Here is a 14,107-nt window from a genome sequence, read left to right on the forward strand (position 1 = left end):
AATAAGAAAGTATAATTTGAAAATATTTTACAAGGTACATAAATGATAGAGAGATTTTTTCTAAAAGATTATCTTAGTTTTAAAGAAGTTGAATTAGAATTAAATAGTGGGTTAATTGTTTTTACTGGTCCTAGTGGTAGTGGTAAATCTATTTTAATGAACTCCATTTTAGCTTCTCTTGGTAGTGCTTCTTGTGATGCAACTTTATGTGAGTCGAGTGTCACATGGGACATTAACGGCGAAGAGTTAGGGATAGAGAGTGATGATATAAATGTTTTTAAGCACATAAAAAAAGAGAAATCCAGATACTTTATAAACAACCAAAGTGTTTCAAAAAAATCTATGAGCACTCTGGCTTCAGGGTATCTTAGACATTTATCTTTAAAAGATTTCAGCGATTTTGAAAATGAGAACCTACTCTCTATTTTAGATAGCAGAATTGAGCACAAAGAGCATAAGATTTTTGCTTTAAAAGATGAGTATAGAGCAGCTTATTTAGAGCATAATATTGTTAAGAAAGAACTTTTAACTATAGAAGATGAGCAGAGAAAGATTATTGAACTAAAAGAGTTTGCAGCTTTTGAGATTAAAAAGATAGAAGATATAAACCCGACTCCATCAGAAGACAGTGAACTCTTAGAGATTAAAAAAGGGTTATCTAAAAAAGAGAAAGTATTGAAAAACATCTCGTTGGCTAACTCTATATTTGACTATGAGCACAATGTTTTTTTAGCTTTAGACTCATTAGATATTGAGAGTTCATTTTTTGGTGATAGCATGAATGAACTAAGAGCAATAATGGAGAGTGCAGAAGATAAGTTTAGTGCACTTGATGAAGTTGATGTAGAAGACGTTCTAAACCGTATAGAAGCACTCTCTGAGCTAAAAAGAAGATACGGAAGCATTGAAGATGCCCTAAAGTACAAAGAGCAGAAAATATTAGAGTTGCAAAAGTATGAAAATATAGAGATGACCAAGGGCGATTTAGAGCAAAGAGAAGCTGCCCTTGGCAAGAAGGTAAAAGAGTTAGCGCAGAGACTTAGTGAGCTTCGACATGTAGAGATAAAACTCTTTACAAATGACTTAAACAAATACTTAAAAGAGCTCTATTTAAGAGAGGCGCAAATAGATATAAAAGAGATTGAGTATGATCTCTCTGGAAAAGACGAGATTGTCATAAAGCTAAACTCTACGGAACTTCAAAAAGTAAGTACAGGTGAGTTTAACAGGCTTAGACTTGCTATTTTAGCCCTCAAATCTGAGTTTATGGGTAAAAATGGCGGAATCTTAATGCTTGATGAGATAGATGCAAACCTAAGCGGTGAAGAGTCCATGAGTGTGGCAAAAGTTCTAAAGCAACTCTCAAAACACTTCCAGATATTTGTTATTTCACACCAGCCGCAACTTACATCAATGGGTGACCAGCACTTTTTAATACACAAAAACGGAGATGAATCTCTAGTTAAAAAGCTAGAGCTCCAAGAGAGAGTTGATGAAATAGCCAGAATAATCAGTGGTGACAGAGTTACCGATGAAGCAAAGAGGTTCGCAAAAGAACTTCTACATGTACAAAAGTGAGAGAGTAGAAATGATAATAGATACACATGTACATCTTGATGATGAGAGATATATTGACGATTTAGACAAAGTCTTAAACAGAGCCAGAGAGAGCGGGGTAGAGCGTTTTATAATCCCTGGAGCAGATCCAAAAAACATAGATAGAGCTGTAGAGATTTCTGAAAGTAATGACGATGTGTATTTTGCTGTTGGTGTCCACCCCTATGATATGGACTCATTCGATACTTTGGAGTTTGAAAAATATATTAGCCATAGCAAATGTGTTGCAATTGGCGAGTGCGGTTTGGATTACTTCAGACTTAAGGGGACAGACGAGGAGAAAGAGGCAGAAAAACAGAGACAAAAAAAAGTTTTTATTGCTCAAATTGAGCTAGCAAAAAAGCATAAAAAACCTCTAATAGTACATATACGTGATGCTTCAAGAGAATCTAAAGAGATATTAATAAATTATAATGCTCATGAAGTTGGTGGAGTTTTGCACTGCTACAACGCAGACGAAGAGCTTTTAAGCTTAGCAGATAAAGATTTTTATTTTGGAATAGGTGGTGTTTTGACTTTTAAAAACGCTAAAAAACTTGTTAATGTTTTGCCAAAAATTCCATCTGACAAACTTCTTATAGAGACAGATGGTCCATATTTGACTCCAATGCCTCACCGAGGAGAGAGAAATGAACCACTTTATACAATATTTGTTGCAAAAAAAATCTCTGAACTTTTAGAAATTTCATTAGAAAGCATAGAGAGAACAACCACTGAAAACGCCCTAAAACTCTTTAATATTTCTTAATATTAAAGCTTCTTAACTATTTTTAATATTCTTTTAGATAAAATCTAATCTTTAAATTTAAAATTAGGGTTGTCATGTTGAAATATTTTATACTTATTTTATTACCACTTTTACTGAGTGCTAACCTTACGTTTTCTTCAAACCACAACAAAGAAGTGGCGATTCTTGAGTCTTTTGACATTGAAGCATCGTTTTTATACGATAAAGTTTTAAATAAAATGAAAAAAAATAATGTTTCAATATACAAAGAAAAACATTTTTTTCAAGCAATGAATGAAGCCTACCTGTTTATACCTGCTATAAAAAATATATTAGCAGAGAACAATATTCCTGCTGAATTTCTTTTTCTTGCAATGGCAGAATCAAACTTTTCTACTAGAGCATATTCAAAAAAAAGAGCATCAGGACTATGGCAGTTTATGCCAGCAACAGGCAAGCTATATGGACTTAAGATTGATGAGTACGTTGATGAGAGAAGAGACCTTGTTAAGTCTACAAAAGCTGCAGCGAAATACCTTTCTAGTCTTCATAAAAGGTTTGGCAAATGGTATCTGGCAGCTATAGCTTACAACTGTGGTGGCGGCAGGCTAAGTAAAGCTATTAAAAGAGCTAAAAGTGACGATTTATCAGTTTTACTCAACCCTAAAAAAAAGTATATTCCAAGAGAGAGTAGACTATACATTAGAAAAATTATTGCTTTAGCAATGATGGGAAATGATGAACAATTTTTGCTAAATAGTGAATATGAGCACCTTTTAAACAGAGCAAACGCATACTCAATATCTACAATAAAGGTTCCAAGAGGCGAGTCACTAAAAAGAGTTTCAAAACTAGTAGGAATTCCAATTAATGAGTTAAAAAAATTAAACAGACACCTTAAATATGATTTTGCTCCACCATACATAAATGGATATGACATATATATTCCGTATATTAAACTTTCTGAGTTTAAACAGAAGTATTTTGAAGAAAAAATTCAAAATATATATAGAGTTCATACTGTAAGCAGAGGTGATAATCTTTCAGCAATAGGGAAAAAATATGGCGTGTCATATAAAGTAATTATGGATTTTAATTCTCTTAAAAATAGTAGACTAAAGATAAAACAAAAATTAATTATTCCGATTGACAATAAAACTAGTTTTGCAAACATTAATAGTAAGTTTTATTATATGGTGAAAAAAGGTGATACTCTGGGCTCTATTTCCAAATTTCATAAAATCAGTGTTAAAAATTTAAAGCTTCAAAACAACATCAAGGGTAGTATAATAAGAGCTGGAGAGAGATTAAAACTATATGAATAAGTTATCAATATTTTTTATAATACTACTTCTTGTATTTACATCTGGATGTAGTACTAGGGGAAAAAGAGTATATAAAAGCTCTACAAAAGCCAAGTCATATTCACATAATACAAATGATCACAGTTCAACTATAAACAAAAAAGATTACACTCATCCAACAATGAATCCTTACGTTATTAGAGGTATAAGATATTACCCTACTGTAGTAAGTGTTGGGGATCAGTTTAGTGGAAATGCAAGTTGGTACGGTCCAGACTTTCATGGTAAACTAACTTCAAATGGTGAAATTTACAATATGTACGATATGACAGCAGCTCATAAAACGCTACCTATGAATACAATAGTAAAAGTTACCAATAAAAGAAATGGTCTTAGTACGGTAGTCAGAATTAACGATAGAGGGCCATTTATAGCAACTAGAATTATAGATTTGTCAAATAAAGCAGCTCATAAAATAGAGATGGTTGGAGCTGGAACAGCACCAGTTAGTATTGAAATAATAGGCTTTTATAGCAAAAACAAAAAATACAAAAAAAATATTCCTACAAAACGAGAGCTAGAAAGCTCTCCTAAGCAAAAGTCGCTAGAAGGTTTTGCCTTACAAATTGCTTCTTTTTCAAAAATTGAGGGTGCACTTACTACTCAGCAAAAACATAATAATACCAATGGGTATACAACCGTCATAAAAGATGTGCAGACAGAGAATGGTAGAATGTTTAAAGTTTGGTTAAAAGGCTTTAGAAGCGAAGATGAGGCTAGGGATTATAAATCACTTGGTAATTTTAAAAATTCATTTATAGTAAGAGAGGATTACAATGATAGCTAAAACAAGAACAACTAAAGAGACTGACATAACAATTTCATTAGAATTAAATGGAAATGGAAATAGCAATATAAACACAGGTGTTGGTTTTTTAGACCACATGCTGGAGAGTTTCTCAAAACACTCTTTGATTGATATAAATATTACATGTAAAGGCGACACGCATATTGATGATCACCATAGTGTAGAAGATGTTGGAATTGTTCTAGGTTCGTTATTGGCCGAAGCTATATATCCAGTCAAAAATATGGAAAGATTTGGTTCTGCAAACATTGTTATGGATGAAGCATGTGTATCTTGTGACTTAGACCTTAGCAATAGACCATTCTTAGTGTATGAAGCTGATGTAAGTGGTAAAGTAGGATCATTTGACACTGAACTAGTTGAAGAGTTTTTTAGAGCTTTTGTACTCAATGCAAGAATAAGTGCACACATAGTAATGTTAAGAGGAAGAAACAAGCATCATATAATAGAAGCTTCTTTTAAATCACTAGCCGTTGCAATACGTAGAGCTATGGCTAAAAATGAAAGAGTTGGAATACCCAGCACAAAAGATGTACTATGATTAAACTAATAGTCTTAGATGTTGATGGTTGCTTAACTGATGGAGGAGTTGTATACTCATCTGATGGTAATGAAAGTAAAAAATTCAATATTAAAGATGGACTTGGTATAAGCACTTGGGTTAAAATGGGAAAGCAGGTTGCTATAATAACTGGAAGAAACTCCAAAATAGTAGAGAGACGGGCCAAAGAGCTAGGAGTTCAGCATTTGTACCAAGGTGTTGTAGATAAAGACAGAGTTTTAAAAGAGATTGTTGACTCTTTAGGACTAAAGTTTTATGAAGTTGCTGCTATTGGTGATGATTTAAATGATTTTGGCATGTTGAACCTTGTTGGAAGAAGTTTTACTCCAAAAAATGGTGTTAAAGAGATAAAAGGGATTGTTGATACAGCTTTAACCTCTAAAGGAGGCGATGGTGCTGTAAGAGAGATGATAGATACTATAGTGGAAGAAGATGATTTAAAAGATCAATTTTTAGCTGTTTGGATTTAATATGAATCTGAATATTTTTTTTATTATAGTCTCTGCTGGATTATTAATGATATATTTTCTTTTTAAGCCACTTAGCATTAAGGAGCAAAAATTTACGGATGTCCCTCTGTTTAATATATTTTCGTTTACAATGTATGAATTAAACAATAAAGGTTTAATAACTCTAATGAGTGGAACAGAAGCAACTAGATATACAAACAGGTATGTCGTAAATCTAATAGACTACACGGATAACTCTAAAAACTATATAGCTAATATGAAAGCAAATAGCGGTATATATAAAAATGAGATTGTTACCTTAGAAGGTGATGTTGTTTATTACAGAGAAGATGGTTTAACTTTTGAAACACAAAAAGCAGTCTACAATAAAAAGACAAGTATTACCAATGCGGATGGGAAATATTTACTCTATCAAAATTCTGACAGAGTTATTGGAACACAACTTAAATATAATAATCTTTTAGAGCAAGTTAGTTCAAAAGATGTTGTAGCAAAATATCAACTAAAAGAGGAACATAAATGAAACAAATATTAATTTTAACAATTTTATTGGCATTAACGCTTTCATCAGAAGAATTGCAGGTAAAAGCAAAACTTTTTAATGCTGATCAAAAAACAGGAATATCTGTGTTTGAGGGTGATGTAAATGTTATAAAGGGGAGTGATGAGCTAAATGCTTCGAAAGTTACTATTTATACAGATGAGCAACAACAGCCTACAAAGTTTATAGCTGAGGGAAATGCTTCATTTAGCATAAAAACACTTGATGGTGCTTCGTACAAAGGCAAAGCACAAAAAGTTATATTTTTCCCACAAAAAAAAGAGTATCACTTCTACAAAGATGTTTATTTAATGCAGGTAAATGAAAAAAAAGAGATAATAGGGGAAGAAGTGGTTTTAAAAACAATAGAAGGCAAAGCCTATGCTAAAGGGGCTGAGAAAGAGCCTGTGATTATGATATTTAATATTCCAGAAAAAGAAGAGAAAAAGAATGATTGAAATAGTTGATGCAAAGTTTGTAACCTCTGCTGCAAATATAATGGGTGCTCCGGAAACAATTGAACAAGATGAAGTTGTTTTTATGGCTCGCTCTAATGTTGGTAAAAGTTCACTTTTAAATGCCCTCACAAATCACAAAGGCTTAGCTAAAGTCTCTTCTACTCCAGGTAAGACAAGATTGATTAACTATTTTGATGTTACTTTCATAAATAGGGAAAATTCTGAAAAATCTTTAGCAAAATTTGTAGATTTACCTGGTTTTGGATATGCAAAAGTTTCAAAATCAATAAAAAGCGATTGGGAAAAAAACTTAACAGACTATATTTCTAAAAGAGAGCAGATAAAACTTTTTATTCATCTGGTAGATTGTAGACACCCTTTTTTAGATATTGATAAATCAGTTAGCAACTTTTTACTTGAACATTCTAATGAAACTCAACATATTATGCAGGTTTTCACAAAGATTGATAAGCTAAATCAAAAAGAGCAAAATGCACTTAGACGCGATTTTCCAGAAGCCGTAATGGTTTCAAGCTCAAAAAAAAGAGGATTAGAAAAAGTAGTTAAAATTATATATGATATTTTAAAAGAAGATATAAATGAAGATTGAGCTTATAAAGGCAAGGCTTAGCGATATAGAAAATATGCAAAGACTTGTTTCCCCTGAAGTAGAATCTGGAGTTATACTTATTAGAAGCTCTGATGAGATAGCTACAAATATAAGATCATATATACTCGCAAAAGAAGATGATGGTGAGATTGTAGGCTTTTGTGCTCTTCATATTCACGCTTCTTCATTGGCAGAGATTAGATCATTAATAGTAAAAGAAAATAAAAGAGACAAAGGGATTGGTGAAAGTCTAGTGTTAAAAGCATTGGATGAAGCTAAAGCTCTTGGTCTGCAAAAAGTTCTTAGTTTAACCTATAAGCAATCATTTTTTGAAAAGCTTGGGTTTGTAGAAATTCCTAAAGAGTCTATTCCAGAACATAAAATCTGGGCTGATTGTATTAAATGTAAACACTTTCCTGTATGCAACGAAGTATCTCTGATAAAAACTCTATAGCAAAATACCTATATGCTGTAGGGTTTGTTATATATAGTGCACTGAGTGGTATATACCTGTTTCTTCCACCTCTTTTTGCAATTTTATATATTTACTTTGCTAAAGCACTTAAACAAGAAGACAGCATTGGTATAATACTAGTATCATTCTGTTTGGTGATTTTTGAAGCAGAAAATGGATATGTCCTTTTTAGTTCAATTATTTATTTTACTATTATATATAAATATATAATGCCAAGAATAGGTAAAAACTTTGGTTGTTACTCATGTATTAAAATATCAACAGTATTAATTGTGTATCTTGGTTTTTATGCCTTTAGTCTACTTTTATCAAATGTTTTTTTATTACCTGTACCAAGTATAAATTACTATGTAATATATTACATAGTAATTGAATTCTTTATAGTGAGTATATTGTGAAAATTAAATTTATTCTTTTTATATTTGCATCGGTTTGGCTAACTCTTATTCTAAGAGTTTTCTTTCTCTCAGTGGAATCAAATACCTATTATAAGCAGCTTTCACACAATAATACTATTAAAATAGAAGAGATTGCTCCCGTTAGGGGAGAAATAGTAGATATAAATAACAGAGCAATTGCAATTAATAAGCTCGGTTTTAAAATACAACTGTCTCCACATCTTAGATCAAAGAAAAAGATTAATCAATTTAACAATGAAATAGACATATTAACAAAATTATTACCTAGTCTAGATAGAAAAAAAATTATAAAAAATTATAAAAAGGTTGACTCATATTACAATCATAACTATATTGACATAGTTCAATTTGTATCTTATGAAGAGATAATGCCTGTTTATTCAATACTAAATTTAAGAGAAAATATAAATATAATACCATCTCCTAAAAGATACTATCCATACAAAGAGATTGCGTCACATCTGCTTGGTTATGTTTCTCGCGCAAATAAGAGAGATATCAAAGACGATAATCTGATAGAGCTTATCGGATACACTGGTAAAACAGGTATTGAAAATCATTATAACACCTATCTGCAGGGACTGGCAGGCAAAAGAGAAATTAAGGTAAATGCTAATAACCAAGAGGTTGAAGAGCTTTCAAACAAAGAGGCTGTTGAAGATAGAAAAGTAATACTAAATATAGATATTGAGCTACAAAAATATATATCATCTCTTTTTGTAAATAAATCTGGTGCAGTAATTGTTATGGGCGTAGACGGAGCAATACTATCTGCAAGCAGTTTTCCTGAGTATGATTTGAATACATTTGTAAATGGAGTCTCTACTAATATGTGGAACAAGCTTTCAAACTCTATTGAAAAGCCATTTACAAACAAGTTAATACATGGTCTTTACCCTCCAGGATCGACTATTAAAACTGGATTAGGTCTAATATATACAACAACGGATGTTAGCCCTTACTGGGGTGTAGATTGTATTTCATCTATGCCTCTTGGTAAAAGAATATTTAGATGCTGGAAAAAAGATGGACACAGAAAAACAGACCTTAAAAAAGCCATAAGAGAGAGTTGTGATGACTATTTCTACAAAGGAAGTATTCAGGTCGGCATTAAAAAAATGAGTGAGGGACTAAACAGATATGGGCTTGGCAAAAAAACAGGGGTTGATTTACCAAATGAATTTATTGGTACTGTTCCATCACGTGAGTGGAAAAGAAAGAAATACAATCAACCATGGTACATTGGTGAAACTGTAAATACATCAATTGGACAAGGAGATTTTCTAGTTACACCTATGCAGATGGCTCAATTTACTGCTTTGATGGCAACTTCAAAACTTCCGCGACCATACATTGCAAAAAAAGTTGGCGACAAAAAACTTAAGCCTTATTTAGAAGATGTACTTACAGAAAAAGAATTAAAAAGACTGCCAATAATTCAAAAGGCTATGCATGAAGTTTGTAACTACCCTACAGGTACTGCCACAAACTACTTAAGCTCGAAAGTGACTATTGCGGGAAAAACAGGGACTGCACAGGTTGTAGGTATCTTGCAAGACATTGATAAAAGAGAGCTTGAACATGAAATGGAATACTATTCCCGTTCTCATGCTTGGTTTACATCTTATGGACCATCTAAAAACCCTCAGTATGTTGTCTTAGTAATGGTTGAACATGGTGGACATGGTGGTGCAGCAGCTGGTAAAATAGTTTCAAATATATATAATAAGCTTTTAGAATTGAAATACATTAAAAAGTAGTTTTTAGCAATATTACATGTAATGTTATTTACATAGAATTTTGTATAAAAAGAGCCAATATCGCAAGCAAAAATATTGCTCCAGCTTTATTATAAAGTTTATTTGCCAAGATAAACACAAGTGTTAAAGAAGCTGCAGCCATAATAAATATATCAAACTTAGTAGAAACTAAATCAATAATCAATGGATTAATTAACGAAGCTCCTCCTATAACCATAGAAAAGTTTGCTACATTTGAGCCTATTATATTTCCTATGCTCATCTCCGCATTACCTTTTTTTATGGCAACTAAAGATACTACTAGTTCAGGAAGGGATGTTCCTAAAGCTATTAGAAAAATTCCTATAATCCATTCGCTGATACCAAAATCTCTTGCTATGTTAGTTCCACTCTCAATAACGAAGTTTGCACCACCTATAGTAAGAATAAAACCAATAGTTAGCAAAACTATTGTTTTATTCCAGTTAAACCCCTCTTTAGTTAATTCTTCATCTATTCCGCCCTCTAAATCTTCTTTAGAGTCATTAAACAAGAAGATAAGATAAGAAACCATTACTAAAAGATATAAGAAGCCATCAAATCTACTGATTATGCCGTCTTGAATCATTATAAAAAACAGAACTACTGGAATAATCACCCAAGCACTGTCTTGAGCAAATAAGTTTCTTTTTGGAGACATTTTTTTTGTTATTAAAAACACTAAACCAAGGACCAGTGTGATATTAAAGATAACACTTCCGACTACATTGGCAACAGCCATATCACTTTTACCAGCAGATGACGCCATCATAGACGCTGCCATTTCAGGCAAAGATGTTCCAAACGCTATAAGTGTAGCACCAATAACAAAATGTGATATGTTGAAATGTAGAGCGATTCTCTCCGACTCTTTAATTATAAAATCTGCACCGTAGATTAGAGCTGACATTGCAGCAATAAAAATTATAAAATCCATTGAATACTTATCCTTGCGTTCTTATTATTAAACTTTTTGGTAGATTAAACTCTGTAATTAACTTAGCTTCTTTTTCTCTCATCTCTCCATCATCAACTTCATGATCAAAACCAAGGAGATGAAGTAAGCCATGAATAAACAATAGGGCAAGTTCGTCACTCTCTTTGTGATTCAACTCTTTGGCCTTATCTTCTACATGTGAAGACGATATTACAATACTTCCAAGTGGACACATCGGCATAGACTCATATGGGAAACTTAAAACATCAGTATCCTTATCAATATTGCGGTGAACTCTATTTAACTCTTTTATCTCTTCATTATCTGTAATAATTAACTCAATCTCTCTATCTGTAATAGATTCTGCTATAGCCTCTAAGACATCAATATTAATTTCAAGTGAAGTTTTGTTATCTAAATCAATCATAAGCGGGATTATATCTAATGTGTGGAGTTAATGTGGTTAAAATAGATACAAATAGTATCTATTTTTTTGAATAATAGCTCTCTAGCCAGTAATATTTATACTGCCACCAATGCCAGTTTTTTGTGCAGTAACCTGCTTAGACTGCTCGTTAGCGCTATCTAAAACTTTTAAAATTTGACGCTCTTGAACTTCTGTTGCTTTTTTTAACACTTCCACTTGAGCGGAAGCTGAGCCAGTTCCTGATGAAGATGACACATCCATAATAAATCCTTTGTATAATTATACGTTCATTGTACAACATACACTATTTATAAAAGATTAATAAATTATGTTAAAATCTTTTTATGAATTTAAAAAACAAAAAAGCACTATGTGTTATGAGCGGTGGCATGGACTCTACACTCAGTGCATATATGATGAAAAACAGTGGATACGAAATTATTGCCGTACATTTTAACTATGATCAAAGAACACAAACTAAGGAGCTTGAGTGCTTTCATAAAATATGTAATAAATTGGATGTAGCACAAAAGTATGTTTTAGATCTAGACTTTTTCAAACAACTAGGTGCTTCAGCTTTGACAGACAAAAGTATAGAGGTTCCAACTAGTGGAATAGAGGAGGGTATTCCTGTTACTTACGTCCCTTTTAGAAATGGTATATTTTTAAGTATGGCAGCAGCTATTGCTGAAAAGGAGAATGCCCAAGTTATTAGCATAGGCGTTGTTGAGGAAGACAGCAGTGGTTACCCTGATTGTAGAGAGTCTTATATTAAAAGCATGCAACAGAGCATAAATCTAGGTACAAAAGATGAAACATGCATAGAAATTAAAATGCCTCTAGTTCATTTACAAAAATCTCAAATTGTTCAAAAATCATTAGAACTACATTTGCCGCTAGAGCTTACTTGGAGTTGCTATAAAAATGAGGATAAAGCTTGTGGAGTTTGTGACAGTTGTCGTTTAAGACTAAATGGTTTTAGTATAGCTGGAGTAAAAGACCCTATTGATTACAAGTGAAATTAATTTTAACGATTTAAACATACTTCATGTATGTAATCCAAGGCTTAAAAATAGCTATATATCCATATGTAAAAAAGGTTTTATAACGCTAAAAACACCAAGAGTGTCAGATATATTTATCCAAAACTTACTCAATAAAAAAGAGGTTTGGATAAGAAAACAACTTCTACAGGTAGAGCACAATCAGCCTTTAGAAATAAATCTTGAAGATGAAGTACTTATGTTTGGAGAGGTTTATAGTATAGATTCAACTGAAGCAACAGAGTTAAGAAGATTCTTGGAAAAACTTAAAAAGCCAGATGAAAAAAATATCTTGAAATGCTATGATAACTTCTACAAACTATACGCCTCACAATATATAGTTCCAAAAGTGGAACAGTTCTCAAAACTAATGAATTTGAATTATGAAGAGATAAAGTTTAAAAAAATGAAAAGCAGGTGGGGAAGCTGTAGCTCAAAAAGGGTCATAACTTTAAATACTCAGTTGATAAAAATTGACAAAGAGCTAATTGACTATATAATTGTTCATGAACTAGCGCATTTAACTCATATGAATCATTCACGAAAATTTCACGATTTAGTTGATATATATATTTCAAATGCCAAAGAGTTAAATAAAAGATTAAAGGCTATTCATCTTCTTTAACAAAGTAATTTAAGTGGTACCTACTAGATGGTGACCACATCATCCAGCCACTTGTATTTATATCTTCAGTCGCTCTTATCTGTTCTCTAACTTCAAATTTTCTATAGTGTCTTTTAGTATGTGCATAGTCTTTAAAATATTGTAGCCATGGTCTAACTCTTTTTGAATCAATTCTATCTTTTATATTTTTAATACTTCTATATATAACGGCATATGGATGCTCAGATGGATATTCAAAATAAAATGATCCACTGGCAAATCCAGATGGATAGAGCATCGGAGAAATATAGTCCGCATGTTTTGCCAAAGAGAGCACAGTTTGACCAATGTTGTTATCGTCATTACTCCAACAAATATTTCCATATGTGTCTACAGAGATAAAAACTCCATATTTTCTAAGTCTACTTTGTGCTAAATCTAGAAACTCACCTATAGTTTTAACTCTATTTTCCTGATTATTTGTTTCACAAAATTTCAATCCGGCTTTTGCAGGAAAACGGATATAATCAAAGTTTATTTCATCAAACCCTACTTTTGCAGCTTCTTCAGCCATGGATATAGCATACTCATGTGATCTTACATCATACGGATCAACCCAAGCCATATTGTCATGGTTTCTCCAAATAGTTCCATCTATTTTTTTAATTGCATAATCTGGATTATTTGAGGCTTGAAGTTCATCTTTAAAAGTAACAATTCTTGCTATAGTATATATATTTTTTGATTTTAGCAACTGCATAAAATTTTCAATATCTCTATTTGTTCTATTTTTGTGAGCTCCATAACTGTTTGCCTGCTCAAACGAAGTTTTAAACACTGTAGAGCCATATTCATTTTTAATATCAATTACTAAAGCATTTACCTCCGTATCATCAATCATATTTAGAATTTTTTTGATTCTTTTGGACGTAGTATTTGCAGCCCAAAAGGTTAAATATAAAGCTTTTACTGTTATAGATTCCAATTTTAAATTAGTAGTGTTGTTTTCAAAGTTTATTTTGTATGGTCTATATCCATAAGCTTTTATATGTATATTTGTTTCGTTAGTGTCTATTGTAAAAGAGCCATTTTCATCACTTTTTACGCTAATTATAGAGTCGCTAATAATAGCATTTATGATTGGAGCAGATGTATTTTTGTCTACTATATTACCGCTAAAAGAGGCAAAAAGTAGACTTTGTAATAGGGCGGTAGTAATAAGTATAAGTTTCAAAGTATCTCGCTAATTTAAAATAAAATGCGATTA

At 32.0% G+C, this 14,107-nt stretch carries 17 protein-coding genes; 13 read left to right on the forward strand and 4 right to left on the reverse strand.

Annotation, left to right across the window (positions count from 1 at the left end):
• Nucleotides 1–42: 42 nt before the first annotated feature.
• From HUE87_RS06485 to mrdA, 11 genes are all read left to right on the forward strand, one after another.
• Nucleotides 43–1,578, forward strand: coding sequence for an AAA family ATPase (locus HUE87_RS06485; RefSeq protein WP_194365406.1), 1,536 nt, complete (start codon nucleotides 43–45; stop codon nucleotides 1,576–1,578).
• Nucleotides 1,579–1,588: 10 nt separating this feature from the next.
• Nucleotides 1,589–2,365, forward strand: coding sequence for a TatD family hydrolase (locus HUE87_RS06490; protein ID WP_194367905.1), 777 nt, complete (start codon nucleotides 1,589–1,591; stop codon nucleotides 2,363–2,365).
• A 74-nt stretch (nucleotides 2,366–2,439) separates the two neighbouring features.
• Complete coding sequence (locus tag HUE87_RS06495; RefSeq protein WP_194365407.1) at nucleotides 2,440–3,669, forward strand: lytic transglycosylase domain-containing protein; 1,230 nt, start codon at nucleotides 2,440–2,442, stop codon at nucleotides 3,667–3,669.
• Nucleotides 3,662–4,495, forward strand: coding sequence for a septal ring lytic transglycosylase RlpA family protein (locus HUE87_RS12805; RefSeq protein WP_194365408.1), 834 nt, complete (start codon nucleotides 3,662–3,664; stop codon nucleotides 4,493–4,495). The genes HUE87_RS06495 and HUE87_RS12805 overlap by 8 nt, the downstream gene beginning before the upstream one ends.
• Nucleotides 4,485–5,057: an imidazoleglycerol-phosphate dehydratase HisB gene (hisB, locus tag HUE87_RS06505; protein ID WP_194365409.1), complete on the forward strand. Its 573-nt coding sequence runs from the start codon at nucleotides 4,485–4,487 to the stop codon at nucleotides 5,055–5,057. The genes HUE87_RS12805 and hisB overlap by 11 nt, the downstream gene beginning before the upstream one ends.
• Nucleotides 5,054–5,548, forward strand: coding sequence for a KdsC family phosphatase (locus tag HUE87_RS06510; protein WP_194365410.1), 495 nt, complete (start codon nucleotides 5,054–5,056; stop codon nucleotides 5,546–5,548). Before hisB ends, HUE87_RS06510 begins: the two co-directional genes overlap by 4 nt.
• A gap of 1 nt (nucleotide 5,549) precedes the next feature.
• Entirely contained in the window at nucleotides 5,550–6,071 is a 522-nt protein-coding gene (gene lptC / locus HUE87_RS06515) for an LPS export ABC transporter periplasmic protein LptC (RefSeq protein WP_194365411.1), read from the forward strand.
• Nucleotides 6,068–6,547, forward strand: coding sequence for a lipopolysaccharide transport periplasmic protein LptA (gene lptA, locus HUE87_RS06520; RefSeq protein ID WP_194365412.1), 480 nt, complete (start codon nucleotides 6,068–6,070; stop codon nucleotides 6,545–6,547). Before lptC ends, lptA begins: the two co-directional genes overlap by 4 nt.
• A complete protein-coding gene (yihA, locus tag HUE87_RS06525) occupies nucleotides 6,540–7,157 on the forward strand; it encodes a ribosome biogenesis GTP-binding protein YihA/YsxC (RefSeq protein ID WP_194365413.1) in 618 nt (205 codons plus the stop codon). Before lptA ends, yihA begins: the two co-directional genes overlap by 8 nt.
• Nucleotides 7,147–7,611, forward strand: coding sequence for an N-acetyltransferase (locus HUE87_RS06530; RefSeq protein ID WP_194365414.1), 465 nt, complete (start codon nucleotides 7,147–7,149; stop codon nucleotides 7,609–7,611). The genes yihA and HUE87_RS06530 overlap by 11 nt, the downstream gene beginning before the upstream one ends.
• Nucleotides 7,612–8,026: 415 nt before the next feature.
• Nucleotides 8,027–9,811 carry a penicillin-binding protein 2 gene (mrdA, locus tag HUE87_RS06535; RefSeq protein ID WP_194365415.1) on the forward strand — a complete coding sequence of 595 codons (1,785 nt, stop codon included), beginning with the start codon at nucleotides 8,027–8,029 and terminating at the stop codon, nucleotides 9,809–9,811.
• 28 nt (nucleotides 9,812–9,839) lie between these two features.
• Here the strand turns inward: mrdA and HUE87_RS06540 are convergent, their stop codons facing one another.
• The 3 genes from HUE87_RS06540 to HUE87_RS06550 all read right to left on the reverse strand — a co-directional run bounded on the left by HUE87_RS06540 (nucleotide 9,840) and on the right by HUE87_RS06550 (nucleotide 11,454).
• Nucleotides 9,840–10,766: a calcium/sodium antiporter gene (locus tag HUE87_RS06540; protein WP_194365416.1), complete on the reverse strand. Its 927-nt coding sequence runs from the start codon at nucleotides 10,764–10,766 to the stop codon at nucleotides 9,840–9,842.
• Between the two features lie 7 nt (nucleotides 10,767–10,773).
• Nucleotides 10,774–11,193, reverse strand: coding sequence for an rRNA maturation RNase YbeY (ybeY, locus tag HUE87_RS06545; RefSeq protein ID WP_194365417.1), 420 nt, complete (start codon nucleotides 11,191–11,193; stop codon nucleotides 10,774–10,776).
• Nucleotides 11,194–11,274: 81 nt separating this feature from the next.
• Entirely contained in the window at nucleotides 11,275–11,454 is a 180-nt protein-coding gene (locus HUE87_RS06550; RefSeq protein ID WP_194365418.1) for a hypothetical protein, read from the reverse strand.
• A gap of 83 nt (nucleotides 11,455–11,537) precedes the next feature.
• Between HUE87_RS06550 and queC the strand changes: the two genes are divergently transcribed.
• The gene (gene queC, locus HUE87_RS06555) at nucleotides 11,538–12,212 is read left to right on the forward strand and encodes a 7-cyano-7-deazaguanine synthase QueC (protein ID WP_194365419.1); all 675 of its coding nucleotides are present in this window, start codon (nucleotides 11,538–11,540) and stop codon (nucleotides 12,210–12,212) included.
• Nucleotides 12,199–12,861, forward strand: a complete 663-nt coding sequence (locus HUE87_RS06560; RefSeq protein ID WP_229855069.1) for a M48 family metallopeptidase — start codon at nucleotides 12,199–12,201, stop codon at nucleotides 12,859–12,861. Before queC ends, HUE87_RS06560 begins: the two co-directional genes overlap by 14 nt.
• Here HUE87_RS06560 and HUE87_RS06565 read toward each other — a convergent pair.
• Nucleotides 12,845–14,074, reverse strand: coding sequence for a putative glycoside hydrolase (locus tag HUE87_RS06565; protein ID WP_194365420.1), 1,230 nt, complete (start codon nucleotides 14,072–14,074; stop codon nucleotides 12,845–12,847). The two genes, HUE87_RS06560 and HUE87_RS06565, sit on opposite strands and share 17 nt — an antisense overlap.
• Nucleotides 14,075–14,107: the final 33 nt, after the last annotated feature.

The sequence above is a fragment of the Candidatus Sulfurimonas marisnigri genome (genome assembly GCF_015265475.1).
Classification (GTDB): Bacteria; Campylobacterota; Campylobacteria; order Campylobacterales; family Sulfurimonadaceae; genus Sulfurimonas; species Sulfurimonas marisnigri.